This is a genomic window from Streptomyces sp. SID13666, assembly GCF_010548325.1.
Taxonomy (GTDB): Bacteria; Actinomycetota; Actinomycetes; order Streptomycetales; family Streptomycetaceae; genus Actinacidiphila; species Actinacidiphila fildesensis.
The window spans coordinates 1-25,399 of sequence record NZ_JAAGLX010000032.1 but is presented as its reverse complement, the minus strand read 5'-3'; the positions used below and the strand labels follow the sequence as shown (position 1 = coordinate 25,399).

Sequence of the window (25,399 nt, the reverse complement as noted above, 5' to 3'; positions counted from 1 at the left end):
GACACTACGTGCGGGTAATAACGAGGACAAGTGATCGAACACAGGAATGTTCCGCGATCTCGCGGCCATCGGATTTCTTGTCACTGAGTGATAAATGCGGAGCGGAGCTTTGTATTCCATTGAGTACCGGTGAGCAGCCGGGCGCCGCTGGGGCGCGCTCCGCGGCGCGGACCCCGGCCCGTGGCTCCGGGCCGGGGTCCGCACAGCGGGTTGGCTCACGGGGAGGTGATCTGCAGGGTGGCGGGGCTCAGGACGTAGTTGGCGCTGTAGACGGCGCTGTCGCCGTTGTTGATCAGACCGAGGCAGATGCCCGAGACGTTGTACGCCTTCAGGTTCCCGCCGCTGACCGTCAGCACATGGGTGGAGTTGGTGTACTTGCCGGTGAGGGTGGCGGTGCTGCCGGCCGTCGGGCCGTTGAAGTCCGCGTTGCACAGACCGCTGATGTGGGCCTTGACGCCGGTGATGGTGCCGGTGGTGACGCCCGCGGAGTACGTCGCGGCGTTGAGCTTCCAGGGCAGGCCCTGGGCGGTGACGGTGAAGGAGATGCCGGCGGGACCCGAGCAACTGGTCCAGGTGACGGAGGAGATGCTCGCGATGGCGGTACCGGAGAGCCCGGTGCCGTTCGCGGCGCTGCCGGCGGCGTTGGACTTGGTGCACTTGAGCTGGGTGCCGGTGTTGGTGTCCGTCAGGATCGGGCTGGTCGCCACCGCTGTGAACGAGCCACCGCCGGTCACGGTCCAGGTGCCGGCCGCGGAGGCGGGAGAGGTGGAGAATCCGACGGCGGCGGCGAGGGCCGCACCGACGACGATGGTGCTCTTGGTCAGCTTGCGCACGGGCTGATCCTTTCAAGGAGTTGGCGTACCTGATTAACCGCGATCCACGCTGTTCAGGCGGGGATTGCGACTGCGGCTCAATACCTGGAACGCGGCACCGAATGAATTCGGCTGCCCTTGCGAATGGGCACGTTACGCATCGGTAACAGGGTGGCGCAATACTCCAGTCAGAGATTGGGAGAACGACCTTACTCCCGAGTATTTTCTTATCTCTGGAGCAATAAATTCCGGCTGAGAACTGTCCGGAAGTGAGCACGCACGCACCCCGGGGACCGGCCGCCGGTCACATGCCCCGTGCACGTTTACGGCCCCTGGGTGCTGCGCTCCGGCCGCCGTTGGTCTATGTTTCGACGAGCTACGACGTGTCGTACGTCACTCCCGGCATGTCCGATGCCCCACCCTGCGCCGCCTAGTTGAGGGGGGACGAGCGTGTCCGGAGCGAGACGGGCCGCGGGACCGGCCGAGCCGCTGCGACCGATCCCGCAGGAGCTCGCGGCGATCATGTGGCCCGAACTGCCCAGCCTCTTCCAGGAGATGTCCGCCGAGATCATCGGGGCGTTACCGGAGTACTCCCACATTCTGGATGGGCCCTACGGGCAGGCGATACGCATCGGGATCGAGCAGAACATCGCCACCTTCGTCGACCAGATCGCCGCCCCCTCCACGACCTCCACGCTCCGCGACGACATGTGCCGCAGGTTCGGCCGCTTCGAGGCGTACGAGGGCCGCAGCCTGGACAGCCTGCAGGCCGCGTACCGGATCGGCGCCCGGGTCGGGCTGCGCCGGGCGATGAAGGTCTCCGAGCGCTACAAGCTCCCGCCCTCCGTCATGATGACCTTCGCCGACTCGCTGTTCGCCTATGTCGGCGAGCTCGCGTCGCTCTCCCGCGAGGGCTATCTGGAAGCCATGGCCGAGCTGGGTGAGAAACCGGACAACCGCCGCCGCCGGGTGCTGCGGCTGATTCTGGCCACCCCGTCCGTCTCGCTCGCCGCGATCGCCGAACTCGCCGAGCACGCCGCGTGGCCGCTGCCGGACGAGGTGACGCTCGTCGCCCTGGGCCCGGAGTCCAAGCTGACGCGGGCGGCCCTGGACCGCGACATCCTCGTCGACCTGTCGGGACCCGAACCCCATCTGCTGGTCCCCGGCCCGCTCGACGACGTCCGGCGCGCGGCCCTCGACACCGCGCTGACCGGCAGCCGGGCGGCGGTCGGGCTGACCACCCCGCTCGGGGACGCGGCGGACTCGCTGCGCTGGGCGCGGCAGACCCTCGCACTGGCCGACGCCGGGATCATCGACGACCGGCCGGTGGTGCTGTGCGAGGACCACTTATTGCCGTTATGGCTCCTCGGAGACCCCGCCCTGATCAACCAGCTCAGCAAGAAGCACCTCGGCCCGCTCGTCGGCCTCACCCCCACCCAGCGCACCCGGCTCGTCGACACCCTGCGCACGTGGCTCACCACCCGCGGCACCGCCGCCCAGATGGCCGAACTCCTCGAAGTGCACCCGCAGACCGTGCGCTACCGCATGCGGATCCTCGACCGTGCCTTCGGCGACCAACTCTCCGATCCCGACGCCCGGTTCGCGACCGAGATCGTGCTCCGCGCCCTGTACCTCCAGGAGCGGGCGGGCCCGTCGGGACTGCCGGGCCTGCCGCCCGGCGTGCACGAACCCTTCTGACGCCGACGGCCTTCTGACGCCGACAGCCGGGAACCACCGCGCCGGGGTCAGGGTGCCGGGGAACCCGTCTCCCCCCGGTCCTCCGCCGGGAGCCACCGGAACTCGGCCCACACCGACTTGCCCTCCCCGCGCGGCTCCACGCCCCAGCGGGTGGCGAGGGAGTCGATGAGCAGCAGACCGCGGCCCGAGGTCGCGGCCTCGCCCGGGGTCCTGCGGCGCGGCCAGACGCTGGAACGGTCCTGGACGGCCAGCCGCACCCGGTGGGGCCCCTTGATCCGTACCGAGGGGACGATCTCCAGCGTCATCACGGCACCACCCTCGGTGTGCAGCAGGACGTTGGTGAGGAGTTCGCCGGCCACCAGCTCGACATCGTCGACCAGTTCGCCCGCACCCCAGTCCAACAGCGCCTGGCGCAGCACCGCGCGGGCTTCGGCCAACCCCTCCGGGTCGGCCTGGTGGACGTACTGGTGGATGCGCGGGGCCTTGGCGGTGCCCGGGTCGGGCGCCCGGCGCAGCAGGAGCAGCGCCATGTCGTCCTCCGCGCCCGGCCGGGCCCACAGGCCGTCCGAGAGATGGTCGGCGAGCGCGGCCGCGCCGTTCGGTCCGTGCCGTACGGCGTCGGCGAGCTCGTCCATGCCCTCGCCGATGTCCTTGCCCGGCTGCTCGACGAGCCCGTCGGTGCACAGCAGCAGGGTCTCCCCCGGCACCAGGTCCAGCCGGGTCTCCGGGTACTCGTGGTCCTCGAAGTGGGTGGCCAGGCCGAGCGGCAGTCCGCCGCGGACGTTGGGCCAGCCGGTCCGCCCGTCGGTGTGCCGGATCAGCGGCCCGAGGTGGCCGGCCCGCACCACGCGTACGTCGCCGGTGGCCAGGTCGACCTGGGCGTAGGTGCAGGTGGCGAAGCGTTCGGTGTCGAGCTCGGCGAGGAACTGCGAGGCACGCGCGAGCACCGTGGAAGGGGCGTGGCCCTCGGCGGCGTAGGCGCGCAGCACGATCCGGAGCTGGCCCATCATGGCCGCGGCGTGGGTGTCGTGGCCCTCGACGTCGCCGACGACGACACCGATGCGGCCCTGCGGCAGCGGGATGACGTCGTACCAGTCGCCGCCGACCTCCCGGCCGCTCCAGGCCGCGTGGTAGCGCACGGCGATCTCCCCACCGGTGACCTCGGGGATCCGCCGCGGCAGCATCGAGGCCTGCAGCCCGGTGGCGAACTCGCGCTCCTGGTCGAAGAGCATGGCGCGCTGCAGCGACTGGGCGACGATGCCCGCGAGGGCGAGGCAGAGGTTGCGGTCCTCGGCGGTGAAGTGGGTGCGGTCCCGGTAGAACAGGCAGAGGCCGCCGATGGAGCGCGCCTGGGCCACCAGCGGCAGGTAGGCCGCCGCCTCGATCTCCATCTCCCCTGTGTAGGGCCGCAGCCGGGGGTAGCGGTCGGCGAGTTCCGACAGCGAGCTGACGAACCGCGGGCGCTGTTTCAGGATCGCTTCGGACAGCGGGAGGTCGTCGTCGATCCGGGTGAGCCGCAGGTCGGACAGGACCTCCATCGACCGGCCGGTGAGCGCGATGATCTTGAGCATGCTGCCGTCGACCAGCCCCAGCGCGAGGCCGTCGGCCCCGAACCGCTCCAGCCCGCCGCTGCCGGTCAGCGCGGCGGTGACGTCGTCGACGGTGACGGCGCGCGACAGGGCCTGCGTGGTCCGTTCCACCATGGACGTCTGGCGTTTGCGGTCCTCCTCCAGGGTCCGCAGCAAGGTGGAGTGCGTGAGTTCGGCGGTGGCGTCACGGACGATGCCGATGACGCGCACGGCCTTGCCGTCCTCGTCGCGCAGGATGCGGCCCTGGGTGTGCGTCCAGCGCGGTGTGCCGTCCCGGAGGAACGCCTGGAAGTACATGCCGTACGACGACGCCCGCTCGTGCAGGGCCCGGTTGAGTACCGCGTCGAGCCGGGCGCCGTCCTCGGGCGTCACCCGGCTGTACAGGGAGTTGGGCCGGCCGTTGAACTCCTCCGGCCGCAGGTCGAAGACCTCCAGGGCGGCCGGGTCCAGCTCCAGGGTGCCGATCCTGAGGTCCCAGTCGAAACTGCCCATGTGGTTCAGGGCGAGGCGTTCGGCCAGACCGGTACGGGGCGTGCCGGTGCCCGGGAGCTCGCCGCCGTCGGGCGGCCGGTCCTGTTCGGGCATATCCGTACTCCGGGGTGTCGCGTTTCCCGCCGGTCAACCCGACAGGATCTTCGCCTTCTCGGCGGCGAACTCCTCTTCCGTGAGGATTCCCTGGGTCTTCAGTCCCGCCAGCCGCTCCAGACGGCTGATGGTGTCGTCGGCGGGCGCCGCCGGCGCGGCGGGCTGCTGCTGCGCCGCCTGGGCCTGCGCGGCCTGCTCGGCCTCCTGCCCGGCGAACTTCTCCTGCTGGTGCTGCCGCACCCGGCCGCTGACGGCGGATGCGGTGCCGGCCACCACGGCGGTGCGCGCGACGGCACCCAGCAGCCCGGGCCCCCTGCGGTTCATGGCTCCTCTGCGAAACGGCATGTCAGGACGTCCTTTCCGAGTCGTCGGACCGGCGGGCGGACGGTCAGCGGGCCTCCGCGAGAGCCCGCTCCGCGATCTCCGCCGGGATCTGCTCGTGGGCCACGGTGATCCCGCCGGCACCGCGGACGGCATCGGTGAGCGGTACCGCCCACAGGTCCTCCCAGACGATGAGCGCCGCCGAGCTGCCCGGCGGCACGCTCCGGGCGAGCGCCTGGATGTCCGCGTCGTTGAAGAGCCCGGCGATGGTGCCCTCCACCGGGTCGTAGGCGACCAGGTCGTCGGGGTCGAGGTCCTGGAGCTCCACACACTCGATCGTCCCGTCCTCCTCCCGCCGGACGAAGGTGATGTCGAGGATCCGTACGGTGCGGGACGCGACGATGTCGGCGAGCGCGGGTGCGATGCGGCCGGTGAACCGGCTGCCGGGAAATGCGACGACAAGGTATTCGACGGGTCCGATTCCCACGGTCCGTCCTCTCCTGGGTGCGGTGTCCGAGTCCGCTACCGGAATCGGATCGCCAGCATAACTTTGGGAGTATTTGTCTGCATTCAGACTATGACATTCCGGTCCCCCAACGGCCCAACGTGACGGCTCCCGACAGGACAGCGGAGGCCGGGCCCCGCAGGCTGGGCGGAGAGCCGGTGACGACCGACGCCGTCCATGCCCCGGAAGGGACCTCGACATGACCGCAGCCGGTGGGCTCGCCCTCATCATCATCGGGGCGATCCTGAGATACGCGATCACCTGGCAGACCCGGTGGATCGACATCGGCGTCCTGGGCACCATCTGCATGCTCGGCGGAGCCGCGAGCCTTCTCATCGGCATGCTGCTGGCCTTCGGCCGCCGCCGGCGTACCGACCGCCGCTACGAATCCGAGCGCGTCTACGAGCAGCGGTACTACGAGGACCCCCCTCGCCCGTGACCGTGCTCGACCGGGTACTGCGCAGGGCCCCCTTCATCGGGCGGCTCGTCCACGAGTTCACCGCGGTGAACGTCCTGGACTGCGCCACCCGGCTGGCCGCCCAGGCCTTCCTGGGGGCCCTGCCCGCTCTCTTCGTGATCGCCGCGTTCGCGCCCCAGGGCGTCCGCGACCAGCTCGTCTCCTCGCTGCACTCCGTCCTCGGGCTGCACCACGACGCGCTGGACCAGGTCCGGCAGGTCTACGCGGCCGACGACACCACCGAGACCAACTCCATCGGCATCATCGGCATCATCGTCACCCTCCTCTCGGCGACGGCCTGCAGCCGCGCCCTGCAGCGGACCTGCGAACGGGCCTGGCGGATGCCCAGGGCCGGCGCCCGGCTGGTCGCGTGGCGGTGGGTGGTCTGGCTCGCGGTCTGGCTCGTCGACCTGCTGCTCCAGGGCCCGCTGCACGACGGCTTCGGCGTGGGCACGGCCCTCGGCGTCCCGCTGCAGCTCCTCTCCGGGACGCTCCTGTGGTGGTGGACCCAGCGTTTCCTGCTGGGCTCCCGGATCCCCTGGCTGCCGCTGCTGCCGGGGGCGATGCTGGTGTCGGCGGGCGTCCTGGGGGTCGTCGCGTGGTCGGCGATCTACATGCCGGGGGCCGTCGACCGCAGCCTGCGGCAGTTCGGCCCGTTCGGGTCGCTCTTCGTCCTGCTGTCCTGGCTGATCGTGCTCTTCACCGTCATCACGATCGGTATCTGCGTCGGCCATGTGATCGCGCAGGAGGAGCCGGTGGCCCGCCGGCTGGGCACCCCGGCCCCGCCGGTACCGCCGACCGTGGCCGGCTCCGCGGCGTGATCCGTTCCCGCCGCGGCTACTCCTTCTTCCCGAAGCTCCGCAGGAACAGCGCCTCGGACAGCGCCATGTTCGCGATCTCGGTCGGGTCGACGCTCTCGTTCGGCGCGTGGATGAGGCACAGCGGTTCCTCGACGCCCATCAGGATGATCTCGGCATCGGGGTAGGTGTCCGCGAAGACGTTGCACAGCGGGATCGAGCCGCCCTGCCCGAGGGTCGTCATGGGCTTGCCGTACGCCTCCTCCATGGCCGCGCCCAGCGCGGCGTAGGCCGGCCCCGTCGTGACGGCCTCGAAGGGGGCACCGGACGACTCCCGCTCGATCTCCACCCGCACCCCCCAGGGCGCGGCCTTCTCCAGGTGCGCGGCGAGCGCGTCCTGCGCCGTGCGCGGGTCGGTGCCCGGCGGCACCCGCAGATTGAGGCGGGCGGCGGCGGTGGCCTGGATCGCGGCGGAGGAGCCGACGACGGGCGGGCAGTCGATACCGAGGACGGTGAGGGCCGGGCGGGCCCACAGCATGTCGGAGACGGTGCCGTCACCGAGCAGCTCGGTGCCCTCCACCATGTGCGCGTCGGTGCGGAACTGCTCCGGGTCGTACCCCTCGCCGGTCCACGTCCTGGTGTTGTCCAGGCCGTCGACGGTGGTGTTGCCCCGGCTGTCGCGCAGCGACGCCAGCATGTGGATGAGCGCGGCGAGCGCGTCGGGGGCGGGCCCGCCGAACATCCCGGAGTGCATCTCGGAGTCCAGCGCGGTGACGGTGACCACGACGTTCGCGAGCCCGCGCAGCGTGACGGTCGCGGCGGGGACGCCGACGGCCGCGTTGCCCGTGTCGCAGACCAGGATCGCGTCGGCGCGCAGCTCCTCGGCGTTCTTGGGGACGAAGTCCTCCAGGCCCCCGGTGCCCTGCTCCTCCGACCCCTCGGCGATGAACTTCAGCGTGACGGGGATGTCGTCGCCGAGCGCCCGCAGCGCCGTGAGGTGCATGGCGATGTTGCCCTTGCAGTCCGCGGTGCCGCGCCCGTACCAGCGCCCGTCGCGCTCGGTGAGCCGGAAGGGCGGGCTGGTCCAGGCGGCGTCGTCGAGCGGCGGCTGCACGTCGTAGTGGCAGTAGAGCAGCACGGTCGGCGCGCCGGGCGGGCCCGGCCGGTGGCCGAGCACGGCCTTGCTGCCGTCGATGGTGTCGGCCAGCCGCATGTCGGTGAAGCCCAGCTCGGTGAAGGCGTCCGCTACCCACTGCGCGGTGCGGTGGCACTCCTCCACCGGGTACTGGCGGGGGTCGGCCACCGAGGTCATGGCGACCAGCTCCGTCAGATCGGCCTTGGCGCGGGGCATCAGGCCGCTGATGCGCTGTTTGAGGTCGTCGGACATCACACGGCTCCTGGAGGGTGCGGGGTTGCGGCGGCGGTCACTTCTTGACGGTGTCGTCGTACTTGAGGCCGCCGTACGCCTTCTCGAACTCACCGAGCTTGTCCGGGCAGTAGACGGAGACGGCCAGCGAGGCCGCGCTGATCGCCTCGCTGTCGGCGATGACCGGGCGCGTACCGGGACCGCTCGCGCCGTTGACGAGGGCCGCCTTCGCCTGGGCCTTGACCAGGGCGTTGCCCGGGTCCCTGCACAGCGACGCGCCGTCGTCGCCCAGGGTCCGGACGATCAGGTCGTGGTCGGGCACCGGATAGCCGGCGTCGGCGAGCTGCTTGGAGAGCTGGTCGGCCTTGTCGTTGGCCTTGGCCGTCTCGCGCAGGGTCGTGTACTGGATGATCCCGATGACGGCGAACACCACCAGCAGCACGATCGAGCCGATGTAGATCCACCGGTGCTCGGACGCCATCAGGGTGCGCTTCATGTTCCCCGCGGTGCCCTTCATGCGTCGACTCCCGCCTCTGCCGGGTTCTCGTCCACGTGCTGGCGCCAACTGGGCTTGCGCAGTGTGTAGAACAGGTACGGCACCAGCAGCCCCAGCAGGAGGAGCCCGGACGTGACGATGCCCACGTAGGCGAGGACGCTGCCGCCGCCGAACTGCGAGGAGGGCACGAAGCCGATGACGAGCGCCGCGAGCGACGACAGCAGGCCGACGACGCACAGCACGTGCAGCGCGGGCGCCCGGTAGCCGCGTGGATGGTCCGGCTGGGTCTTCCGCAAGCGGATCGCCGCCGCGAACATCAGCAGATAGACGATCAGGTAGATCTGCGTGGTGATGACGGAGAAGATCCAGTACGCGCTGGACACGTTGGGGATGAACGCGTAGAGCAGCGCGATGACGGTGGTGATCAGGCCCTGCGCGACGAGGATGTTCTGCTGGACGCCGAACCTGTTGAGCTGCTGCAGGAACGGCGGCAGATAGCCCTCCTGCCGGGAGATCAGCAGCAGCCCCTTGGACGGTCCGGCGAGCCAGGTCAGCATGCCGCCGAGCGCCGCCGCGACGAGCATCACGCCGAACACCGGCGTGAGCCAGCCGACGTTGAAGTAGGAGAAGAAGGCGTCGAAGGCCTGGATGACCCCCGCCGTCAGGCTCAGGTCATGGGCCGGGACGACCCAGCTGACCGCCAGGGCCGGCAGGATGAAGATCAGCAGGACCAGGCCCATCGCGGTGAACATCGACTTCGGGAACTCCTTGTCCGGGTTCCGCAGCGAGGAGACGTGCACCGCGTTCATCTCCATGCCGGAGTACGACAGGAAGTTGTTGACGATCAGCACGAGGCTCGCCAGTCCGGTCCACTGCGGCAGGATGTGCGAGGCGTCCATCGGCGCGGCCGAGGGATTGCCCTGGCCGAGGAAGACGAAGCCGAGGATCACCAGTACCGCACCCGGGATGAGGGTGCCGATGATCAGGCCGCCGCTCGCCAGGCCCGCCACGGCTTTCGTGCCGCGCGAGGAGACCCAGACACCGGTCCAGAACAGCACCACGATCACGATGGCCACATAGAGGCCGTTGCTCGCCAGCCGCGGATCGATGATGTACGCGAAGGTGCTCGCCACATAGGCCAGCAGGCTCGGGTAGTAGAAGATCGTCATCGCGAACTGGCACCACACCGCCAGGAAGCCCATCGGCTTCGACAGCCCCTCGCTCACCCAGCGGTACACACCGCCGTTCCAGCCCGACGCCAACTCGGCCGAGACCAGCGCCGTCGGGATCAGGAAGACGATCGCGGGCACGACGTAGAGGAAGACCGCGGCGAGGCCGTAGACGGCCATGGACGGCGCCGCGCGCAGGCTCGCCACCGAACTGGTGGTCATGAACGCCAGCGTCAGCCACGACATGTACTGCTTGCCGGGCACCCGCGCCGCGCTGGTGGCCGGCGAAGCGGCTTTCGCCGCGTCTCTCCCGCCGGCCGGAACATCCATCGACGCCATGCTGATGACCCTCCGATCGCCCGCTGAGCTGTCCGGCACAGGATCACCCGGTTTGTCCGCTCCCGCACTCGGATGTCCGCCGACCGGATGAGGGGCGGGCCCTGTCGCGGGCCCGCCCCTCACGCACCGGCCGCTACTCCTGGGGCTCGTGCGCGTGCTGCCGTTCCGCCTCGGGGCTCTCGGTGTACTCGAAAGCGTCCAGGTTCTCCCGCACCTCGTTGGCGCGGTGCTTCGCCTGCGCGGCGTCCACTTGCTCGGTATGCCTCATGCCCTTGGAGTGGGCGCTGCGGGCTGTGTGCTTGGACATGGCCATTTCCTCCTGAAAGGTGTCCAATTCGGACCATCTCAGGCAAACACCATTCCTCAGGACCCGCTACCGGGGCGAGCTGCGCTCAACCCCCCATGGCGCGCGCGAGGTTCGGCACCGGGTGGAAGGCCTCGGCCAGTCCGGTCAACCGCAGCAGCCGCAGCGTCGACGGGCGGTCGCAGACCGTTCTCAGCTCCCCGCCCCGGACCTGGACACGGCGGCGGGCACGGCAGAGCAGGGACAGGCCGTAGCAGTCGACGAATTCCAGCGGGCACAGATCGACGACGACCCGGAGCGGGGGCGGACCGCCGGAGACGAGATCCAGATGCGGAGCCACGAACCGCGCGGTGTCGATGTCCAGTTCACCGCGCAGCTCCACGACGGTGAACGCGTCGATCCGGTAGGTGCGCGCATACCGATTGGCCGGGGGGACCAGATTCGGCGGGCCGATCGGCGGATCACTGCGGGCATCATCCTGCACCGGTGTCCCCTCCCGCGGTCGACCGTGCGAGCGACCACCGGGGCCTGGGTGACCTACGGTCACCGTATCCGGCGGGAATTCGCACACGGGAGGCGGTAGCCCGGAACAGATACGTATCTTCACCCGTTGGAGTGAAGATCGATCTGACGACCGTGATGAGCCGGGCTACCGGACGTCGGAGTGCTGGTCAGAAAGCCATCGGAGCGCGGGTCAGAACGGGAACCGGCTGCGTCCGTGCTGGATGGAGATCCACTTCACGGTCGTGAACGCGTCCACGGTGGCATCGCCGTTGAGCCGCCCCACACCGGACGCCTTCTCGCCGCCGAAGGGCACGATCGGCTCGTCCGCGATGGTGCCGTCGTTGACGTGCATCATGCCGGTGTCGATGCGCTGGGCGAAGCGCACACCACGCTCGATGTCCCGGGTGTGGACGGCGCCGCTGAGCCCGAACGGGGTGTCGTTGGCGATCCGGACCGCCTCCTCCTCACCATCGAAGGGCACCACCAGGACCACGGGGCCGAACAGCTCACGGCGCAGGATCGCGGCGTCCGCGGGGATGTCGCCGAGCACGGTCGGTGACACGACGGCGCCGTCGGCCTCACCGAGCAGCAGCGCCGTGGCGCCCGCCTCGACGGCCTGTGCGACCTCGGCCGTGATGCGCTCGGCCTGGAGGGTGTTGATCAGCGGGCCGATCTGGGTGGCCGGGTCGGCCGGGTCGCCGACGATCAGCGAGGCGGTCTTCGCGACGAACTTCCGGGTGAACTCCTGCTCCACCGAGCGGTCCACCAGCACCCGGTTGGCCGCCATGCACACCTGGCCCTGGTGGGCGAAGCGGCTGAAGACCGCGGCGTCGACCGCGTAGTCCAGGTCGGCGTCGTCCAGGACGACGAGCGCGCTGTTGCCGCCCATCTCCAGCACCGTCCGCTTGAAGTGCGAGGCGGCGACCGTGGCCACGTGCCGGCCCACGTGGTCGGAACCGGTGAAGGAGATGACCTTGGGCACCGGGTGCTCGATGAAGCTGTCGCCGATCTCGGCGATGTCCGTGATGACGACGTTGAAGAGACCGGCCGGCAGGCCCGCCTCCTCGAATATCTTCGCGATCAGCGTGCCGCCGACCACCGGGGTGTTCTGGTGCGGCTTGAGCACCACGGCGTTGCCGAGCGCCAGCGCCGGGGCTATGGACTTCAGACCGAGGAAGAGCGGGAAGTTGAACGGGCTGATCACCCCGACGACGCCGACCGGCTTCCGGTAGAGGCGGTTCTCCTTGCCGTCCACCGGGGACGCCAGGATCCGCCCCTCGGGGTGCAGCGCGAGCTGCATCGACTGCCGCAGCATGTCCTTGGTGAGGGCGAGCTCGAAGCCGGCCTTGAGATACGTGCCGCCCAGCTCGGCGATGATCGCCTCGGTGATCTCCGCCTCGCGCTCCTCGATGACCTTCAGCGCGCGCTCGAAGACCAGCCGGCGGGCGTACGGGTTGGTCTCGGCCCAGGCGGTCTGAGCGCGTTCCGCAGCCCGGTACGCCTGGTCCACCTCGGCCTTCGTCGCCACCGTGATCGAGGCGAGTTTGTCCCCGTTGTAGGGATTGAAATCGACGATGTCCCAGGAGCCGGAGCCGGAGCGCCACTCACCGTCGATGTACTGAAGAGCCAACTCGGAGAAGTACGACACTTTATCCCTTTCGCGGTGGCCGATGCGGCACGCGTTAGTGATGCGGCGTCATATTACCTTCGTATCAAGCCTGTTGATGGATCTTGCGGAGTCGCTCGAGCGAACGCTCGGCGGAAAGACTGTCCACGCAGAGCCTTTCCATGGTCTTGTCGTAGAAGTCCACTTCCTCACGCTTGTCGATGTACAGCGCGCTGGTGAGCTGTTCCAGATAGACGAGGTCCGACAGGTCGGACTCCGGGAATCGCAGCAGGGTGAACGCACCGCCACCCGCCGCATGGCCGCCGATTTCGAACGGCAGGACGTGGACCGTCACATTCGGCTGCTGCGCGACTTCCATCAGATGGCTCAACTGCCCGCGCATGACGTCCCGTCCGCCGAACGGCCGGTACAGCGCGCCCTCGTCCATGACGGCGACGAAGTGCGGTGCCCGCTCCGAGACCAGCAGCTTCTGCCGCTCCATCCGCAGGCCGACCCGGCGTTCGATCTCGGACTTTGCCGCGCCGGGGTGGCCGAGCTCGACGACCGCACGGGAGTAGTCCTCGGTCTGCAACAGGCCGTGGATGAACTGCACTTCGAAGGTCCGGATCAGTGAGGCGGATTCCTCGAGACCCACATACGTCTGGAACCAGGCCGGGAGGACGTCCCCGTACCCGTGCCACCAGCCGGCCACGTTCGCCTCGCGTACGAGCCCGAGGAGGGCCGCGCGGTCCTCGTCGTCGACCACGTTGTAGAGGGTCAGGAGGTCGGCAACATCCCGTTCCTTGAAGCTCACGCGTCCCAACTCCATGCGGCTGATCTTCGATTCGGACGCGCGGATCGAATAACCGGCGGCCTCACGGGTGATTCCTCCCGCTTCGCGAAGCCGCCGCAGCTGAGCTCCCAGCAGAATACGTCGCACGATGGACCCGCCTCCCGGCTGCCCTGTGGTCATTTACGTCACGCTCCGCCCCTAGGTCGTCAGCAGTCTGCCACGGTTGCGCTGCGTTGAGTACTCACCCGGTCACACAGCAACATCACGTGCATCATTCCTTGCATCTGCACGTGCATTCGCCCTTGCATACCGTGTGGGCGTTGGGGACCATGGGGTTCGTGCAGATACCCAGTGGGCGCGCATGAGGACTGAGGCCGCAACTGTGCTTGAGCCGTTATGGGATGGAGTGCTCGCCCCCGGGGGCTTGGCCGCGTCCAGCGGCGCCACGTGCGAGCTGCCGGGACGCTTCGAAGCCGTCCGCGACGCCCGGAGATTCACCCGGTCGACACTTCAGCGCTGGGATCTGGCACCACTCTTCGAGAGCATCGAGCTGGTCGCCTCGGAACTCGTCACCAACGCGCTGCGTTACGGCGTGCCCCCCGGCACCGGCGGTGCCCCGGTCCATCTCAGTCTGGTGCGCTGGACCTCACGGGTGGTCTGCGCCGTACGCGACCCCAGCGCCATCGGTCCGGTGGCCAGGACGCCCGACTTCGTCGCGGAGTCCGGACGGGGGCTGCACCTGGTGGAGTCCTACAGCGAGACCTGGGGCTGGCATCCGCTCACCGGGGCGGGAAAAGTCGTCTGGGCCCTCTTCCATTCACCGATCGGAATGGCCGAAGACCCGTCGCTATAGGTTCATATACGGTCACATGAGGTGGTCGAACTCGCCATCCTTGACCCCGAGAATCAGTGATTCGATCTCGGCCCGCGTATATATCAACGCCGGTCCGTCCGGAAAGCGTGAATTGCGTACTGCCACCTCACCGCCGGGCAGCTGCGCCAGCTCAACGCACGTGCCGTTCGCGTTGCTGTGCAAACTCTTCTGCCAGACGACTCCCTGGAGATCTGTCGAGGCCATGCCATTGTGTGTCCGGCTCATAAGACGCTCCCCAAATTCCCCGTAACTGCCCTACTGGGTAAGCCAGATGATAACCGGTTGCACCAGCACGTGCATGTGCACGTGCATGCGCACGTGCAGTCACCCACCGTGATCAACAACGGGGCGCCGGCCCCGCATGTTCCGGGCCGTCCCCCCGCGCGGTACTCCCGGGCTGCGCCTGCCGCCTGCCCGCCCGATGCCGCCCCCAGAGGAAAACAAGAAGGGGTGCCCGGGGGGTCGGATACGATATTGACGGTCCGTAGATCAATCACTCACCCCGCGTAACGAATTGGGAGCAGCCTGCAATGGCTCGACACCTCATCACCAGCGCCCTGCCCTATATCAACGGGATCAAGCACCTGGGCAACATGGTGGGGTCGATGCTCCCGGCCGACGTCTACGCCCGCTACCTGCGCCAGACCGGGCACGACGTCCTCTACATCTGCGCCACCGACGAGCACGGCACCCCCGCCGAACTCGCCGCCAAGGAAGCCGGGCTGCCGGTCGACACCTTCTGCTCCGAGCAGCATCTGGCGCAGAAGGCGATCTACGACGGCTTCGCGCTGCGCTTCGACTACTTCGGCCGCAGCTCCTCCCCGGAGAACCGCGACCTGACCCAGCACTTCGCGCGCCGCCTCCAGGCCAACGGCTTCATCGAGGAACGCGCGATCCGCCAGGTCTACTCGCTCGCCGACGAGCGCTTCCTGCCCGACCGCTACATCGTCGGCACGTGCCCGCACTGCGGTTACGACAAGGCCCGCGGCGACCAGTGCGAGAACTGCACCCGGGTGCTGGACCCCACGGACCTGATCGACCCGCGCTCCGCGATCAGCGGCAGCAGCGCGCTGGAGGTCCGCGAGACCAAGCACCTGTTCCTCCTGCAGTCGAAGCTGGCCGGCGAGGTCGAGGCGTGGATCGACGAGGTGGGCGGCGAATGGCCCACCCTCGCCTCCTCCATCGCCCGCAAGTGGCTCACCGAGGGCCTCCAGGACCGCGCGATCACCCGCGACCTGGAGTGGGGCGTTCCGGTCCCGGCCGACACCTGGCCGGAGCTGGCCGCGGACGGCAAGGTCTTCTACGTCTGGTTCGACGCCCCGATCGAGTACATCGGTTCCACCAAGGAATGGGCGGACGCCGCTCCCGACGGGGAGACCCGGGACTGGAAGTCCTGGTGGTACGAGGCGGACGACGTCCGGTACACCGAGTTCATGGCCAAGGACAACGTCCCGTTCCACACGGTGATGTTCCCGGCCACCCAGCTGGGCACCCGCGAGCCGTGGAAGAAGGTCGACTACGTCAAGGCCTTCAACTGGCTGACGTACTACGGCGGGAAGTTCTCCACCAGCCAGCGCCGGGGCATCTTCACCGATGCCGCGCTGGACCTGCTGCCGGCCGACTACTGGCGCTACTTCCTGATCGCCAACGCCCCGGAGTCCGACGACACGTCGTTCACCTGGGAGGTCTTCTCCTCCTCCGTGAACAAGGACCTCGCCGACACCCTGGGCAACTTCGTCAACCGCGTCCTGTCCTTCTCCCGCAAGCGCTTCGGTGACGACGTGCCGGCGGGCAGCGCGGCCGGCGAGGCCGAGGCGAAGCTCGGTGAGCAGATCGCCGGGCTGCTGGCCGAGTACGAGGGCCACCTGGACACCCTCCAGTTCCGCAAGGCCGCGGCCGCGCTGCGCGCCCTGTGGAGCGCGGGCAACTCCTACCTGGAGGAGAAGGCCCCCTGGATGGAGATCAAGACGGACCCGGACGGCGCGGCGCTCACCCTGCGCACCGCGATGAACCTCATCCACCTGTACGCGGTGGTCTCCGAGCCATTCATCCCGTCCTCGTCCGCCGCGATGCGCAGCGCCTTCGCCCTTCCGGACGACAACCGGACCTGGGTCAGCCAGGACGAGGCCAAGTCCCTCTCCTTCCTGGCGCCCGGCATCCCGTTCACCGTCCCGCCGGTGCTCTTCGCCAAGATCACCGATGAGGACCTCGACACCTACCGCGAGCGCTTCGGCGGCAACCCGGACACCGCCGAGTAGTACCGATGGTCATGAAGATCAGTGTCAGCCTGCCCGAGGCAGATGTGGCGTTCGTCGATGCGTATGCGTCGGCGACCGCCGCCGAATCGCGGTCCGCTGTGATACACGCAGCGATCGAGATGCTGCGCACGGCACGCCTCGAAGACGAATAGGCCGCCGCCTGGGACGAGTGGGACGGCTCGGAGGACGCCGGACTCTGGGAGGCGGCCACGGCCGACGGGGTGGTCCATGAGGCGCGGTGACATCTTCCTCGTGGACCTGGATCCGGTCCGCGGCAGCGAGGCGATCAAGGCTCGGCCCGCTGTGATCGTCTCCAACGACGCCGCGAACCGGTCCGTGGAGACCCAGGGCCGCGGCGTGATCACGGTGGTCCCGGTCACCTCCAACACCGACCGGGTCTACGCCTTCCAAGTCTTCCTGGATGCCGGGCGGTCCGGACTCGTCAAGGACGCCAAGGCCCAGTGCGAGCAGGTACGGACCGTGGCCGTGGAGCGGCTGGTACGACGTCGCGGACCGGTGCCGTCCGTGACGTTGAAATCGCTGGACGACGCCCTCCGCCGTCAGCTGGCGCTGTAGTCCCGCCCGGCCGCCCGGTCGGGGAGTTCCCGGGAGCGGACGCGCGATACCCGGCTCCTCCGCCCACGGCTGCGCCCATCGCCGTCGGCGCGTGCAGCAGGTCTTCCGCGAGATGGGCGTCGCCGGTCAGCAGCCAGGCGACGCGCAGCGGCCTCGGGCCGCGCGCCGCCACGAACTCCTCGGAGTCCGGGGGCGTCAGCATCGTCTGCTCGCCATCGTGGCCCTTCCACATCAGTGGAACGCGATGGCACTCCTTCCGGGTTGCTCCCGGTCCCGGACGGAACGCGTCCGGGACCGGGGGCCGCCGGTCAGACCTTCGGCTGCGGCTTGCGGAGCTGGATGTGCAGCTCGCGCAGCCGGCTCTCCTCGACCTCGCTCGGCGCGCCCATGAGCAGGTCCTGGGCGTGCTGGTTGAGCGGGAAGGCGATCGTCTCGCGGATGTTCGGCTCGTCCGCGAGCAGCATGACCATGCGGTCCACGCCCGGGGCGATGCCGCCGTGCGGCGGGGCGCCGAAGTGGAAGGCGCGGAGCATGCCGCCGAATTCCTTCTCCACGGTCGCCTGGTCGTAGCCGGCGATCTCGAACGCCTTGTACATGACCGCGGGCTCGTGGTTCCGGATCGCGCCGGACGACAGCTCGATGCCGTTGCAGACGATGTCGTACTGCCAGGCGAGGATGTCGAGCGGGTCCTTGGTCTCCAGCGCCTCCAGGCCGCCCTGCGGCATGGAGAACGGGTTGTGGGAGAACTCGATCGCGCCGGTGTCCTCGTTCTTCTCGAACATCGGGAAGTCGACGACCCAGCAGAACCGGAAGACGTTCTCCTCGAAGTGGCCGGCGCGCTTGGCGGCCTCGACGCGGACGGCCGCCATGATCTTGGAGACCTCGGCGAACTCGCCGGCGCCGAAGAAGATCGCGTGGCCGGGCTTGGCGTCGACGGCGGCCAGCAGCGCCTTGACGTCGTCCTCGGTCAGGAACTTGGCGATCGGGCCGGTGAGGGCGTTGTCCTCGCCGACGCGGACCCAGGCCAGGCCCTTGGCGCCCTGCTCGACCGCGTACTCGCCCATCTGGTCGAAGAACTTGCGCGGCTGGGCCGCGGTGTCCGGCACGGCCAGCGCGCGGACGTGCTTGTCGGCGAAGGCCTTGAAGCCGGAGCCGGCGAAGACGTCCGAGACGTCGACGAGTTCGAGCTTGGCGCGCAGGTCCGGCTTGTCGTTGCCGTACTTGAGCATCGACTCGCGCAGCGGGATGCGCGGGAACGGCGAGGTGACCTCACGGCCGCCGCCGTACTGGGTGAAGAGGTCGGTCATGACCTTCTCGATGACGCCGAAGACGTCCTCCTGCTCGACGAAGCTCATCTCGATGTCGAGCTGGTAGAACTCGCCGGGCGAGCGGTCGGCCCGGGAGTCCTCGTCGCGGAAGCACGGCGCGATCTGGAAGTAGCGGTCGAAGCCGGCGATCATCAGCAGCTGCTTGAACTGCTGCGGGGCTTGCGGGAGCGCGTAGAACTTGCCGGCGTGCACGCGCGAGGGCACCAGGAAGTCGCGGGCGCCCTCGGGGGAGGTCGCCGACAGGATCGGGGTGGCCAGTTCGTTGAAGCCGAGCGCGGTCATCTCCTTGCGGAGGAAGGAGATGACGTCCGAGCGCAGCATGATGTTCTTGTGCATGCGCTGCCGGCGCAGATCCAGGAAGCGGTTGGTGAGCCGCGCCTCCTCGTTGGCGTTGTCCTCCGGGAAGACCGGGAAGGGCAGCGGGTCCGCGGCGCCGAGCACCTCGAAGGAGGTGACGTCGATCTCGATCCCGCCGGTCGGCAGGTCCGGGTTCACGTTCTCCGCGCTGCGCGCGAGCACCCGGCCGTCGACGCGGACGACGGATTCCTTGGACTGGCTGCTGAGCTGCTCGTACGCGGGCGAACCCGGCCGGACGACCAGCTGGACGAAGCCGTAGTGGTCCCGGAGGTCGACGAAGAGTACGCCGCCCAGATCGCGGCGATTGTGCAGCCACCCGGACAGGCGGACGTCGGTGTCGACGTCGGTGGCGCGCAGCTCGCCGCAGGTGTGGGACCGGTACCGATGCATCGTTCATCCAAGTCGTCGGATTTCGGTGAAGGAGCCCGGAAGGGGCCCGTCACAGCCTACCGGCGCCAGGACGTCCACCCCCATTCGTATGAGTCGGCCAAACCCTCATAAAATGTCCGAATGCGCACCGAGGACGTTCTGGCAGCCGTCGGCACGGGGCTGTGGCACTGGGACGAGACCGCCGGCACCGTGGCGATGAACGCGACGGCGGCGGCGCTGCTGGGGCTTCCCGCGGACCCGGTCACGTCCCGGTCGTCCGCCGTGCGCGCGTGCCTGCACGCCGAGGACTTCGTGGCGCTGAACGGCGGGCTCGCCCTCGCCCGCGCCGAGGGCACCGTGGTGGAGTCCCTGATGCGGGTGATCGGCGACGACGGCAGCATCCTGCGGACCGTACGCATCCGGATGCGGCCGACCGGCCGGCTCACGATGGCCGGGACGCTGCACGAGGCGCGCGCCGCGACCTCGGGCGGTGCGGTGCACTCCGGGGACTGGCGGCGGGCCCGGGAGGCCTTCCTGCTGGACGCCGGACGGGCGCTGGCGGAGGCGGACAGCACGGCCGAGGTGCTGCGGGTCGCCGCGACGCTGTCGATGCCGGGGTTCTCACCCGACGGACTGGCCGTCTTCGGCGTCCGGGGCGACCGGCTGGCGATCATCGGGCACCACGGCCACTCCGTCGGCACCGACGGCCCGTTCACGGACATGCCGATGGCCACCGACTACCCGGCCACGCTGGTGGTCCGCACCGGCCGGGCCGTCTATCTGCCGACCCCCGAGGCGTACGAACAGCGCTTCCCGGCGACCTGGCCGCTCGCCAAGCCCTTCGGCCGCTCCTCCTGGGCCTTTCTGCCGCTGGTGGTCGCGGGCAACACGATCGGCGCATGGATGGCGGCCTTCCGTGAACCGGTCGCCTTCACCCCCGACGAGCGCTCCGTCCTCACCACCGTCGCCCGGATGCTCGCCCAGGCGCTCTCCCGCGCCCACCTGCACGAATCCGAGCGGGAGCTCTCCGACGGCCTGCAGCGCACCATGCTCCCCACCCGGGGTCCCGGCATCGAGGGCATGACGGTCGCCGCCCGCTACGTGCCCACCGGCGGCGGGCTGCAGGTCGGCGGCGACTGGTACGACGCGATCGATCTGCCGTCCGGCCGCACCGCGCTGGTCATCGGCGATGTGCAGGGCCATGACGTACGCGCCGCAGGCCTCATGGGCCAGCTGCGGATCGCGCTGCGCGCCTACGCCGCCGAGGGCCACCACCCGGACGCGGTGCTGTCGCGCACCTCACGGTTCCTCGCCGGGCTCAGCGACCCCGACCACGGCGACGACGACCGGTTCGCGACCTGCCTGTACCTGGAGGCGGACCCGGCGACCGGCACCCTGGACGTGGTCAGGGCCGGGCACCCGGAGCCCGCCATCCGGATGGGCGACGGCACCACGATCATCCGCCGCACCGCGGGCGGCCTCCCGCTGGGCATCGCCCCCGACAGCGACTACCCCACGACCCGGCTGGTGCTGGAACCCGGCGAAGTACTGCTGATCTGCACCGACGGGCTGATCGAGACCGGCGGCCACGACCTGGACACCGGCTGGCAGCGGCTGCGCGCCGCCCTGGAGACCGGGCCGTCGGACGATCTGGAGGCGCTCGCCGACCATCTGGTGCGGGCGGTGCACGGGCCGGCGTCGCACCACACCACCGGGCCGCTCGCCGACCGCCGCGAGGACGACATCGCGCTGATGCTGCTGCGCCGCGACCTGGACGGGCCGAGCTGCGACGTTCCGGTGCGCCGGACGGTGCTGACCATCTCGCAGAGCGCGCCGCGGCAGATCCGCGAGGCCCGCCACGAGATCCGCGCGCTGCTGCACGACTGGACCGTCCCGGACCAGGTGGACGCGGCGGTGCTGCTGGTCTCGGAGCTGATCACCAATGTGCTGGTGCACACCGACGAGGACGCGGTGCTGACCGCGCGCCTGATGGGGGTGCCCGCCAAGCGCCGGCTGCGCATCGACGTGGGCGACCGCAGCGACGACATGCCGCATCGCCGCAGCCCCGGCGAGATGGCCTCGTCGGGGCGCGGTCTGCTGCTGATCGAGGAGCTGGCGGACGCCTGGGGTGTCGATCCCCGGGGCGACGGCAAGGCGATCTGGTTCGAGATCCACGAGGCCGCGGCGTCAGACGGCCGGCCGTAGTCGGCCGGCCGCCGTCACCGGTTCGCGGTCACCGGTCCGGGGTCAGGCCCCCGCCGGGATCCGGCCGAGGCGGCCGGCCTGGAAGTCGTCGAAGGCCTGCGCCAGTTCGGCGTGGGTGTTCATCACGAACGGCCCGTACTGCATCATCGGCTCGCGGATCGGCTGTCCGCCGAGCAGCACGAACTCGAAGTTCGGGCTGCGCGACTCCTGCTTCTCGTCCGCCTTGATCGTGAGCGAGTCGCCCTTGCCGAACACGACCGTCTGCCCGGTGCTGAACGGGCGGCCCGACGGGCCGGCGGTGCCACGCCCGGCGAGGGCGTAGGCGAGGGCGTTGAAGTCCGGCCGCCAGGGCAGCGTCACCTCGGCGCCCGGGTTCAGCGAGACGTGCATCATCGTGATCGGGGTGTGGGTCGCCCCGGGACCGGCGTGGCCGTCGAGGTCGCCCGCGATCAGCCGGATGAGCGCGCCGCCGTCGGCGGACGTCAGCAGCCGGACCTGGCCGCCGCCGATGTCCTGGTACTTGGGCGGCATCATCTTGTCGCTCTTCGGCAGGTTGACCCACAGCTGCAGCCCGTGGAAGAGCCCGCCGGTGACGACCAGCTCCTCCGGCGGCGCCTCGATGTGCAGCAGGCCGCTGCCCGCCGTCATCCACTGGGTGTCGCCGCCGTTGATCACGCCGCCGCCACCGTGCGAGTCCTGGTGCACGAAGGTGCCGTCGATCAGGTAGGTGACGGTTTCGAAGCCGCGGTGCGGGTGCCACGGGGTGCCCTTCGCCTCGCCCGGCGCGTACTCCACCTCACCCATCTGGTCCATCATGATGAACGGGTCGAGGTTCTTGTAGTCGATGCCCGCGAACGCGCGGCGGACGGGGAAGCCCTCGCCCTCGAAACCGCTCGGCGCGGTGGACACGGCCAGCGCCGGACGCGGCACCGCACCGGCGGGCGCGGAGACGCGCGGCAGGGTCAACGGGTTCTCGACGGTCACGGCGGGCATGGCGGTCCTCCTCGTGTTCTGGATCCAACTTAGTTGAATACTGAACATTCGGCAAGGCGTGCGATATTCCCCCTGCTCAGCGGGGTGGGATCAGCTCGCGTCAGCCATACATCCGGCGCATCGTGAATTCGACCATCTGTTCGACGGCCTTGGCGTCGAAGACCATCCGGTGCTGGCCGTCGATGTCGAGCACGAAGCCGTAGCCGGTCGGCAGCAGGTCGAGCACCTCGGCGCCGGTGATGACGAAGTACTTGGACTCCTTGCCCGCGTACCGCCGCAGCTCCTTGAGCGAGGTGAACATCGGGATCACCGGCTGCTGCGTGTCGTGCAGCGCGAGGAATCCGGGGTTCTCGCCGCGCGGGCAGTAGACCTTCGACGTCGAGAAGATCGCCTGGAAGTCCTCGGCGGAGAGCGAACCCGTGGTGAAGGCCCGTACGGCGTCCGCGAGCGAGGGTGGGGACGGCTCGGGGTACACCCCCGGCATCGGGGCAGCGCCGGGCGGTGGGCCGGGATGCGAGGTCTGGTCGTAGCCGTACACGTACCCAAGACTAGCGAGTGTCCCGTCACATCCGGGCGGGAAGGGGTTGCTTCTTATTACCGGCGGGTAGCATCATTCTGTATTACTGCTTGCTGTAGTACTGCCACGTAACTGATCGAGTGCGATACGGAGCCGTCGTCATGGGCCACTACAAGTCCAACCTCCGCGACATCGAGTTCAACCTCTTCGAGGTGCTCGGCCGCGACAAGCTCTACGGCACCGGCCCGTTCGCCGAGATGGACGTGGAGACCGCAAGGACCATCCTCAGCGAGGTCTCGCGCCTCGCGGAGAACGAGCTGGCCGCGTCCTTCACCGACGCCGACCGCAACCCGCCGGTCTTCGACCCGTCGGACAACACCGCGCCGGTGCCGGACACCTTCAAGAAGAGCTACCAGGCGTACATGGACTCCGAGTACTGGCGTCTGGGCATCCCCGAGGAGATCGGCGGCACCAAGACCCCCGCCTCCCTCATCTGGTCGTACGCGGAGCTGATTCTCGGCTCCAACCCGGCCATCTGGATGTACTCCTCCGGCCCGGCGTTCGCCGGCGTCGTCTTCGAGGAGGGCACCGAGGAGCAGGCCAAGGTCGCCAAGCTCATGGTGGACCGCCAGTGGGGCGCCACGATGGTGCTGACCGAGCCCGACGCGGGTTCCGACGTCGGCGCGGGCCGCACGAAGGCCGTCGAGCAGGAGGACGGCTCCTGGCACATCGAGGGCGTCAAGCGCTTCATCACCTCGGGCGAGCACGACATGTCCGAGAACATCATCCACCTGGTGCTGGCCCGCCCCGAGGGCGCCGGCCCCGGCACCAAGGGCCTGTCGCTCTTCATCGTGCCGAAGTACGACTTCGACTGGGAGACCGGCGAGCTGGGCGAGCGCAACGGCGCCTACGCCACGAACGTCGAGCACAAGATGGGCCTCAAGGCCTCCAACACCTGCGAGATGACCTTCGGCGACCAGCACCCCGCCAAGGGCTGGCTGCTCGGTGACAAGCACGACGGCATCCGCCAGATGTTCCGCATCATCGAGTTCGCCCGCATGATGGTCGGCACGAAGGCCATCGCGACCCTCTCCACCGGCTACCTGAACGCGCTGGAGTACGCCAAGGAGCGCGTGCAGGGCCCGGACCTCGCGCAGTTCATGGACAAGACCGCGCCGAAGGTCACCATCACGCACCACCCGGACGTGCGCCGCTCGCTCATGACGCAGAAGGCGTACGCCGAGGGCATGCGCGCCCTGGTGCTCTACACCGCCTCCGTCCAGGACCAGATCGCGGTCCAGGAGGCGGCGGGCGAGGACGCCAAGGCGCTCATCGGCCTCAATGACCTGCTGCTGCCGATCGTCAAGGGCTACGGCTCCGAGAAGTCCTACGAGCAGCTCGCCCAGTCCCTGCAGACCTTCGGTGGCTCCGGCTACCTGCAGGAGTACCCGATCGAGCAGTACATCCGGGACGCCAAGATCGACACCCTCTACGAGGGCACCACCGCGATCCAGGGCCAGGACTACTTCTTCCGCAAGATCGTCCGCGACCAGGGCCAGGCGCTGACCACCCTGTCCGAGGAGATCAAGAAGTTCCTCGCCGAGGCCGTCGGCGGCGAGGAGCTGGCCGCCGCCCGCGAGCAGCTCGCCACGTCCGCCGTGGACCTCGAGGCCATCGTCGGCACCATGCTGACCGACCTGGCCGGCACCGAGAAGGACGTCCGGTCCATCTACAAGGTCGGACTGAACTCCACCCGCCTGCTGCTCGCCTCCGGCGACGTCGTCATCGGCTACCTGCTGCTGCGCGGTGCCGCCGTGGCCGCCGAGAAGCTGCCGTCCGCCGGCGCGAAGGACACCGCCTTCTACACCGGCAAGATCGCGGCCGCGAAGTTCTTCGCCGCCAACATCCTGCCGAACGTCGGCGTCCAGCGGTCGCTGGCCGAGACCGTCACGCTCGACGTGATGGACCTGCCGGAAGAGGCGTTCTGACGCCAGGGACCCGCCCTGGGTCCCGTTCTGCCCGCACCCTGTGACAGGCCGCGCCGTCCGTTCCCGATTCCCCGGGCGGGCGGCGCGGCCTTTCGCGTTCTCCTCGCGTTCTCCGCCGTCGCGGACGACCGCCCGCCGCACAGCGAAGCCGGCCCGGGTCACCAAGCGCGGAGGCTTCGTGACCTGGGCCGGCGAATGGGCCTCAAGGGCCGTTCACACCGTGATCCGGCGTTACGGAGCGCACTCCGCGACGGCCGTGATGGTGTCACCGAGAGCGCCGAAGGCGGTGACGTTCCACTGGTTGGTGTTGGTCGCGTCGCGGCTGTTGTCGAGGACCTGCAGCGTGACCAGGCCGCCGATGCGGTACCCGCCGCCCAGCAGCACCGTGCCCGCCGGGCAGGTCGCGGTCGCGGTGACCGAGCCCAGCAGGGTGTTCACCGGCGTGCCGACGACCTGGTGACTGGTGACCGGCCCGGCGGGGCCGGCCGGGCCCGGAGCACCCGGGGCACCAGCGGCACCCGGGGCGCCCGGAGCACCAGCGGCACCCGGAGCGCCATCGGCACCGGCCGGGCCCGGAGCGCCCGCGGCACCCG

The 25,399-nt window shown here is 69.5% G+C and carries 24 protein-coding genes and 2 pseudogenes; 9 read left to right on the top strand and 17 right to left on the bottom strand.

Annotated elements, in window-relative coordinates:
• Window positions 1-215: 215 nt before the first annotated feature.
• Complete coding sequence (locus tag G3I60_RS31025) at window positions 216-833, bottom strand: hypothetical protein (protein ID WP_138351269.1); 618 nt, start codon at window positions 831-833, stop codon at window positions 216-218.
• A gap of 429 nt (window positions 834-1,262) precedes the next feature.
• Here G3I60_RS31025 and G3I60_RS31020 point away from each other — a divergent pair, with 429 nt between their 5' ends.
• Window positions 1,263-2,510: a helix-turn-helix domain-containing protein gene (locus G3I60_RS31020; protein WP_244809300.1), complete on the top strand. Its 1,248-nt coding sequence runs from the start codon at window positions 1,263-1,265 to the stop codon at window positions 2,508-2,510.
• Between the two features lie 47 nt (window positions 2,511-2,557).
• Here the strand turns inward: G3I60_RS31020 and G3I60_RS31015 are convergent, their stop codons facing one another.
• From G3I60_RS31015 to G3I60_RS45845, 3 genes are all read right to left on the bottom strand, one after another.
• Window positions 2,558-4,684, bottom strand: coding sequence for a SpoIIE family protein phosphatase (locus G3I60_RS31015; protein ID WP_164294651.1), 2,127 nt, complete (start codon window positions 4,682-4,684; stop codon window positions 2,558-2,560).
• A 33-nt stretch (window positions 4,685-4,717) separates the two neighbouring features.
• Window positions 4,718-5,008, bottom strand: a complete 291-nt coding sequence (locus G3I60_RS31010; RefSeq protein ID WP_164294652.1) for an SHOCT domain-containing protein — start codon at window positions 5,006-5,008, stop codon at window positions 4,718-4,720.
• Window positions 5,009-5,072: 64 nt separating this feature from the next.
• Window positions 5,073-5,492, bottom strand: coding sequence for a DUF6325 family protein (locus G3I60_RS45845; RefSeq protein WP_187144953.1), 420 nt, complete (start codon window positions 5,490-5,492; stop codon window positions 5,073-5,075).
• Between the two features lie 217 nt (window positions 5,493-5,709).
• Here G3I60_RS45845 and G3I60_RS31000 point away from each other — a divergent pair, with 217 nt between their 5' ends.
• Together G3I60_RS31000 and G3I60_RS30995 are read left to right on the top strand one after the other, a co-directional pair.
• Window positions 5,710-5,949 carry a hypothetical protein gene (locus tag G3I60_RS31000; protein WP_138351266.1) on the top strand — a complete coding sequence of 80 codons (240 nt, stop codon included), beginning with the start codon at window positions 5,710-5,712 and terminating at the stop codon, window positions 5,947-5,949.
• The gene (locus G3I60_RS30995; protein WP_164294653.1) at window positions 5,946-6,788 is read left to right on the top strand and encodes a YhjD/YihY/BrkB family envelope integrity protein; all 843 of its coding nucleotides are present in this window, start codon (window positions 5,946-5,948) and stop codon (window positions 6,786-6,788) included. Before G3I60_RS31000 ends, G3I60_RS30995 begins: the two co-directional genes overlap by 4 nt.
• 16 nt (window positions 6,789-6,804) lie before the next feature.
• Here G3I60_RS30995 and G3I60_RS30990 read toward each other — a convergent pair whose 3' ends face one another.
• The 7 genes from G3I60_RS30990 to G3I60_RS30960 all read right to left on the bottom strand — a co-directional run bounded on the left by G3I60_RS30990 (window position 6,805) and on the right by G3I60_RS30960 (window position 13,521).
• Window positions 6,805-8,151, bottom strand: a complete 1,347-nt coding sequence (locus tag G3I60_RS30990) for a dipeptidase (RefSeq protein ID WP_203674310.1) — start codon at window positions 8,149-8,151, stop codon at window positions 6,805-6,807.
• Window positions 8,152-8,188: 37 nt separating this feature from the next.
• Window positions 8,189-8,647, bottom strand: a complete 459-nt coding sequence (locus G3I60_RS30985) for a hypothetical protein (RefSeq protein ID WP_239070464.1) — start codon at window positions 8,645-8,647, stop codon at window positions 8,189-8,191.
• Window positions 8,644-10,134, bottom strand: a complete 1,491-nt coding sequence (locus G3I60_RS30980) for an APC family permease (RefSeq protein WP_164294655.1) — start codon at window positions 10,132-10,134, stop codon at window positions 8,644-8,646. Before G3I60_RS30980 ends, G3I60_RS30985 begins: the two co-directional genes overlap by 4 nt.
• Before the next feature lie 133 nt (window positions 10,135-10,267).
• Entirely contained in the window at window positions 10,268-10,441 is a 174-nt protein-coding gene (locus G3I60_RS30975) for a hypothetical protein (RefSeq protein ID WP_164294656.1), read from the bottom strand.
• A gap of 85 nt (window positions 10,442-10,526) precedes the next feature.
• On the bottom strand, window positions 10,527-10,922 hold the full coding sequence (locus G3I60_RS30970; RefSeq protein ID WP_244809299.1) for an anti-sigma factor antagonist: 396 nt from the start codon (window positions 10,920-10,922) through the stop codon (window positions 10,527-10,529).
• Between the two features lie 210 nt (window positions 10,923-11,132).
• Window positions 11,133-12,590 (bottom strand): aldehyde dehydrogenase family protein, encoded by a 1,458-nt coding sequence (locus G3I60_RS30965; protein ID WP_138351263.1) that lies wholly within the window; start codon window positions 12,588-12,590, stop codon window positions 11,133-11,135.
• Between the two features lie 64 nt (window positions 12,591-12,654).
• Window positions 12,655-13,521: a helix-turn-helix transcriptional regulator gene (locus G3I60_RS30960; RefSeq protein WP_164294657.1), complete on the bottom strand. Its 867-nt coding sequence runs from the start codon at window positions 13,519-13,521 to the stop codon at window positions 12,655-12,657.
• Window positions 13,522-13,702: 181 nt separating this feature from the next.
• On the opposite strand from G3I60_RS30960, the gene G3I60_RS30955 reads away from it, so the two are divergent.
• On the top strand, window positions 13,703-14,194 hold the full coding sequence (locus G3I60_RS30955; protein WP_164294658.1) for an ATP-binding protein: 492 nt from the start codon (window positions 13,703-13,705) through the stop codon (window positions 14,192-14,194).
• A 12-nt stretch (window positions 14,195-14,206) separates the two neighbouring features.
• On the opposite strand, the gene G3I60_RS30950 is transcribed toward G3I60_RS30955, so the two are convergent.
• On the bottom strand, window positions 14,207-14,440 hold the full coding sequence (locus G3I60_RS30950; RefSeq protein ID WP_138351260.1) for a DUF397 domain-containing protein: 234 nt from the start codon (window positions 14,438-14,440) through the stop codon (window positions 14,207-14,209).
• Between the two features lie 305 nt (window positions 14,441-14,745).
• Here G3I60_RS30950 and metG point away from each other — a divergent pair, with 305 nt between their 5' ends.
• The 3 genes from metG to G3I60_RS30935 all read left to right on the top strand — a co-directional run bounded on the left by metG (window position 14,746) and on the right by G3I60_RS30935 (window position 17,049).
• A complete protein-coding gene (gene metG, locus G3I60_RS30945) occupies window positions 14,746-16,473 on the top strand; it encodes a methionine--tRNA ligase (protein WP_138351259.1) in 1,728 nt (575 codons plus the stop codon).
• An 11-nt stretch (window positions 16,474-16,484) separates the two neighbouring features.
• Complete coding sequence (locus G3I60_RS46910; protein ID WP_343241980.1) at window positions 16,485-16,625, top strand: hypothetical protein; 141 nt, start codon at window positions 16,485-16,487, stop codon at window positions 16,623-16,625.
• Between the two features lie 76 nt (window positions 16,626-16,701).
• Window positions 16,702-17,049 carry a type II toxin-antitoxin system PemK/MazF family toxin gene (locus tag G3I60_RS30935; protein ID WP_164294659.1) on the top strand — a complete coding sequence of 116 codons (348 nt, stop codon included), beginning with the start codon at window positions 16,702-16,704 and terminating at the stop codon, window positions 17,047-17,049.
• 94 nt (window positions 17,050-17,143) lie between these two features.
• Here the strand turns inward: G3I60_RS30935 and G3I60_RS45840 are convergent.
• Together G3I60_RS45840 and aspS are read right to left on the bottom strand one after the other, a co-directional pair.
• Window positions 17,144-17,251: pseudogene (locus G3I60_RS45840) on the bottom strand (SigE family RNA polymerase sigma factor); the annotation flags it as partial.
• A 106-nt stretch (window positions 17,252-17,357) separates the two neighbouring features.
• Complete coding sequence (aspS, locus tag G3I60_RS30930; RefSeq protein ID WP_138351257.1) at window positions 17,358-19,124, bottom strand: aspartate--tRNA ligase; 1,767 nt, start codon at window positions 19,122-19,124, stop codon at window positions 17,358-17,360.
• 120 nt (window positions 19,125-19,244) lie between these two features.
• On the opposite strand from aspS, the gene G3I60_RS30925 reads away from it, so the two are divergent.
• Window positions 19,245-21,308, top strand: a complete 2,064-nt coding sequence (locus tag G3I60_RS30925; RefSeq protein WP_164294660.1) for a SpoIIE family protein phosphatase — start codon at window positions 19,245-19,247, stop codon at window positions 21,306-21,308.
• 42 nt (window positions 21,309-21,350) lie between these two features.
• Here the strand turns inward: G3I60_RS30925 and G3I60_RS30920 are convergent, their stop codons facing one another.
• Together G3I60_RS30920 and G3I60_RS30915 are read right to left on the bottom strand one after the other, a co-directional pair.
• Window positions 21,351-22,301: a pirin family protein gene (locus tag G3I60_RS30920; RefSeq protein ID WP_138351255.1), complete on the bottom strand. Its 951-nt coding sequence runs from the start codon at window positions 22,299-22,301 to the stop codon at window positions 21,351-21,353.
• Between the two features lie 100 nt (window positions 22,302-22,401).
• Window positions 22,402-22,785: an SseB family protein gene (locus tag G3I60_RS30915; RefSeq protein ID WP_203674324.1), complete on the bottom strand. Its 384-nt coding sequence runs from the start codon at window positions 22,783-22,785 to the stop codon at window positions 22,402-22,404.
• Between the two features lie 194 nt (window positions 22,786-22,979).
• On the opposite strand from G3I60_RS30915, the gene G3I60_RS30910 reads away from it, so the two are divergent.
• Window positions 22,980-24,806: an acyl-CoA dehydrogenase gene (locus tag G3I60_RS30910; RefSeq protein ID WP_138351253.1), complete on the top strand. Its 1,827-nt coding sequence runs from the start codon at window positions 22,980-22,982 to the stop codon at window positions 24,804-24,806.
• Window positions 24,807-25,037: 231 nt separating this feature from the next.
• Here the strand turns inward: G3I60_RS30910 and G3I60_RS44725 are convergent.
• Window positions 25,038-25,399 (bottom strand): annotated as a pseudogene (locus G3I60_RS44725) (hypothetical protein); the annotation flags it as partial.

Coding starts and splice junctions, on each gene's coding strand:
- G3I60_RS30925 (WP_164294660.1), top strand. CDS start 19,245: ATGCGCACCGAGGACGTTCTGGCAGCCGTCGGCACGGGGCTGTGGCAC.
- G3I60_RS31010 (WP_164294652.1), bottom strand. CDS start 5,008: ATGAACCGCAGGGGGCCCGGGCTGCTGGGTGCCGTCGCGCGCACCGCC.
- G3I60_RS30910 (WP_138351253.1), top strand. CDS start 22,980: ATGGGCCACTACAAGTCCAACCTCCGCGACATCGAGTTCAACCTCTTC.
- G3I60_RS31015 (WP_164294651.1), bottom strand. CDS start 4,684: ATGCCCGAACAGGACCGGCCGCCCGACGGCGGCGAGCTCCCGGGCACC.
- G3I60_RS30975 (WP_164294656.1), bottom strand. CDS start 10,441: ATGTCCAAGCACACAGCCCGCAGCGCCCACTCCAAGGGCATGAGGCAT.
- metG (WP_138351259.1), top strand. CDS start 14,746: ATGGCTCGACACCTCATCACCAGCGCCCTGCCCTATATCAACGGGATC.
- G3I60_RS30985 (WP_239070464.1), bottom strand. CDS start 8,647: ATGAAGGGCACCGCGGGGAACATGAAGCGCACCCTGATGGCGTCCGAG.
- G3I60_RS30980 (WP_164294655.1), bottom strand. CDS start 10,134: ATGGCGTCGATGGATGTTCCGGCCGGCGGGAGAGACGCGGCGAAAGCC.
- aspS (WP_138351257.1), bottom strand. CDS start 19,124: ATGCATCGGTACCGGTCCCACACCTGCGGCGAGCTGCGCGCCACCGAC.
- G3I60_RS30935 (WP_164294659.1), top strand. CDS start 16,702: ATGAGGCGCGGTGACATCTTCCTCGTGGACCTGGATCCGGTCCGCGGC.
- G3I60_RS30990 (WP_203674310.1), bottom strand. CDS start 8,151: ATGTCCGACGACCTCAAACAGCGCATCAGCGGCCTGATGCCCCGCGCC.
- G3I60_RS30915 (WP_203674324.1), bottom strand. CDS start 22,785: ATGCCGGGGGTGTACCCCGAGCCGTCCCCACCCTCGCTCGCGGACGCC.
- G3I60_RS30950 (WP_138351260.1), bottom strand. CDS start 14,440: ATGAGCCGGACACACAATGGCATGGCCTCGACAGATCTCCAGGGAGTC.
- G3I60_RS31000 (WP_138351266.1), top strand. CDS start 5,710: ATGACCGCAGCCGGTGGGCTCGCCCTCATCATCATCGGGGCGATCCTG.
- G3I60_RS30955 (WP_164294658.1), top strand. CDS start 13,703: ATGAGGACTGAGGCCGCAACTGTGCTTGAGCCGTTATGGGATGGAGTG.
- G3I60_RS30920 (WP_138351255.1), bottom strand. CDS start 22,301: ATGCCCGCCGTGACCGTCGAGAACCCGTTGACCCTGCCGCGCGTCTCC.
- G3I60_RS30960 (WP_164294657.1), bottom strand. CDS start 13,521: ATGACCACAGGGCAGCCGGGAGGCGGGTCCATCGTGCGACGTATTCTG.
- G3I60_RS46910 (WP_343241980.1), top strand. CDS start 16,485: ATGAAGATCAGTGTCAGCCTGCCCGAGGCAGATGTGGCGTTCGTCGAT.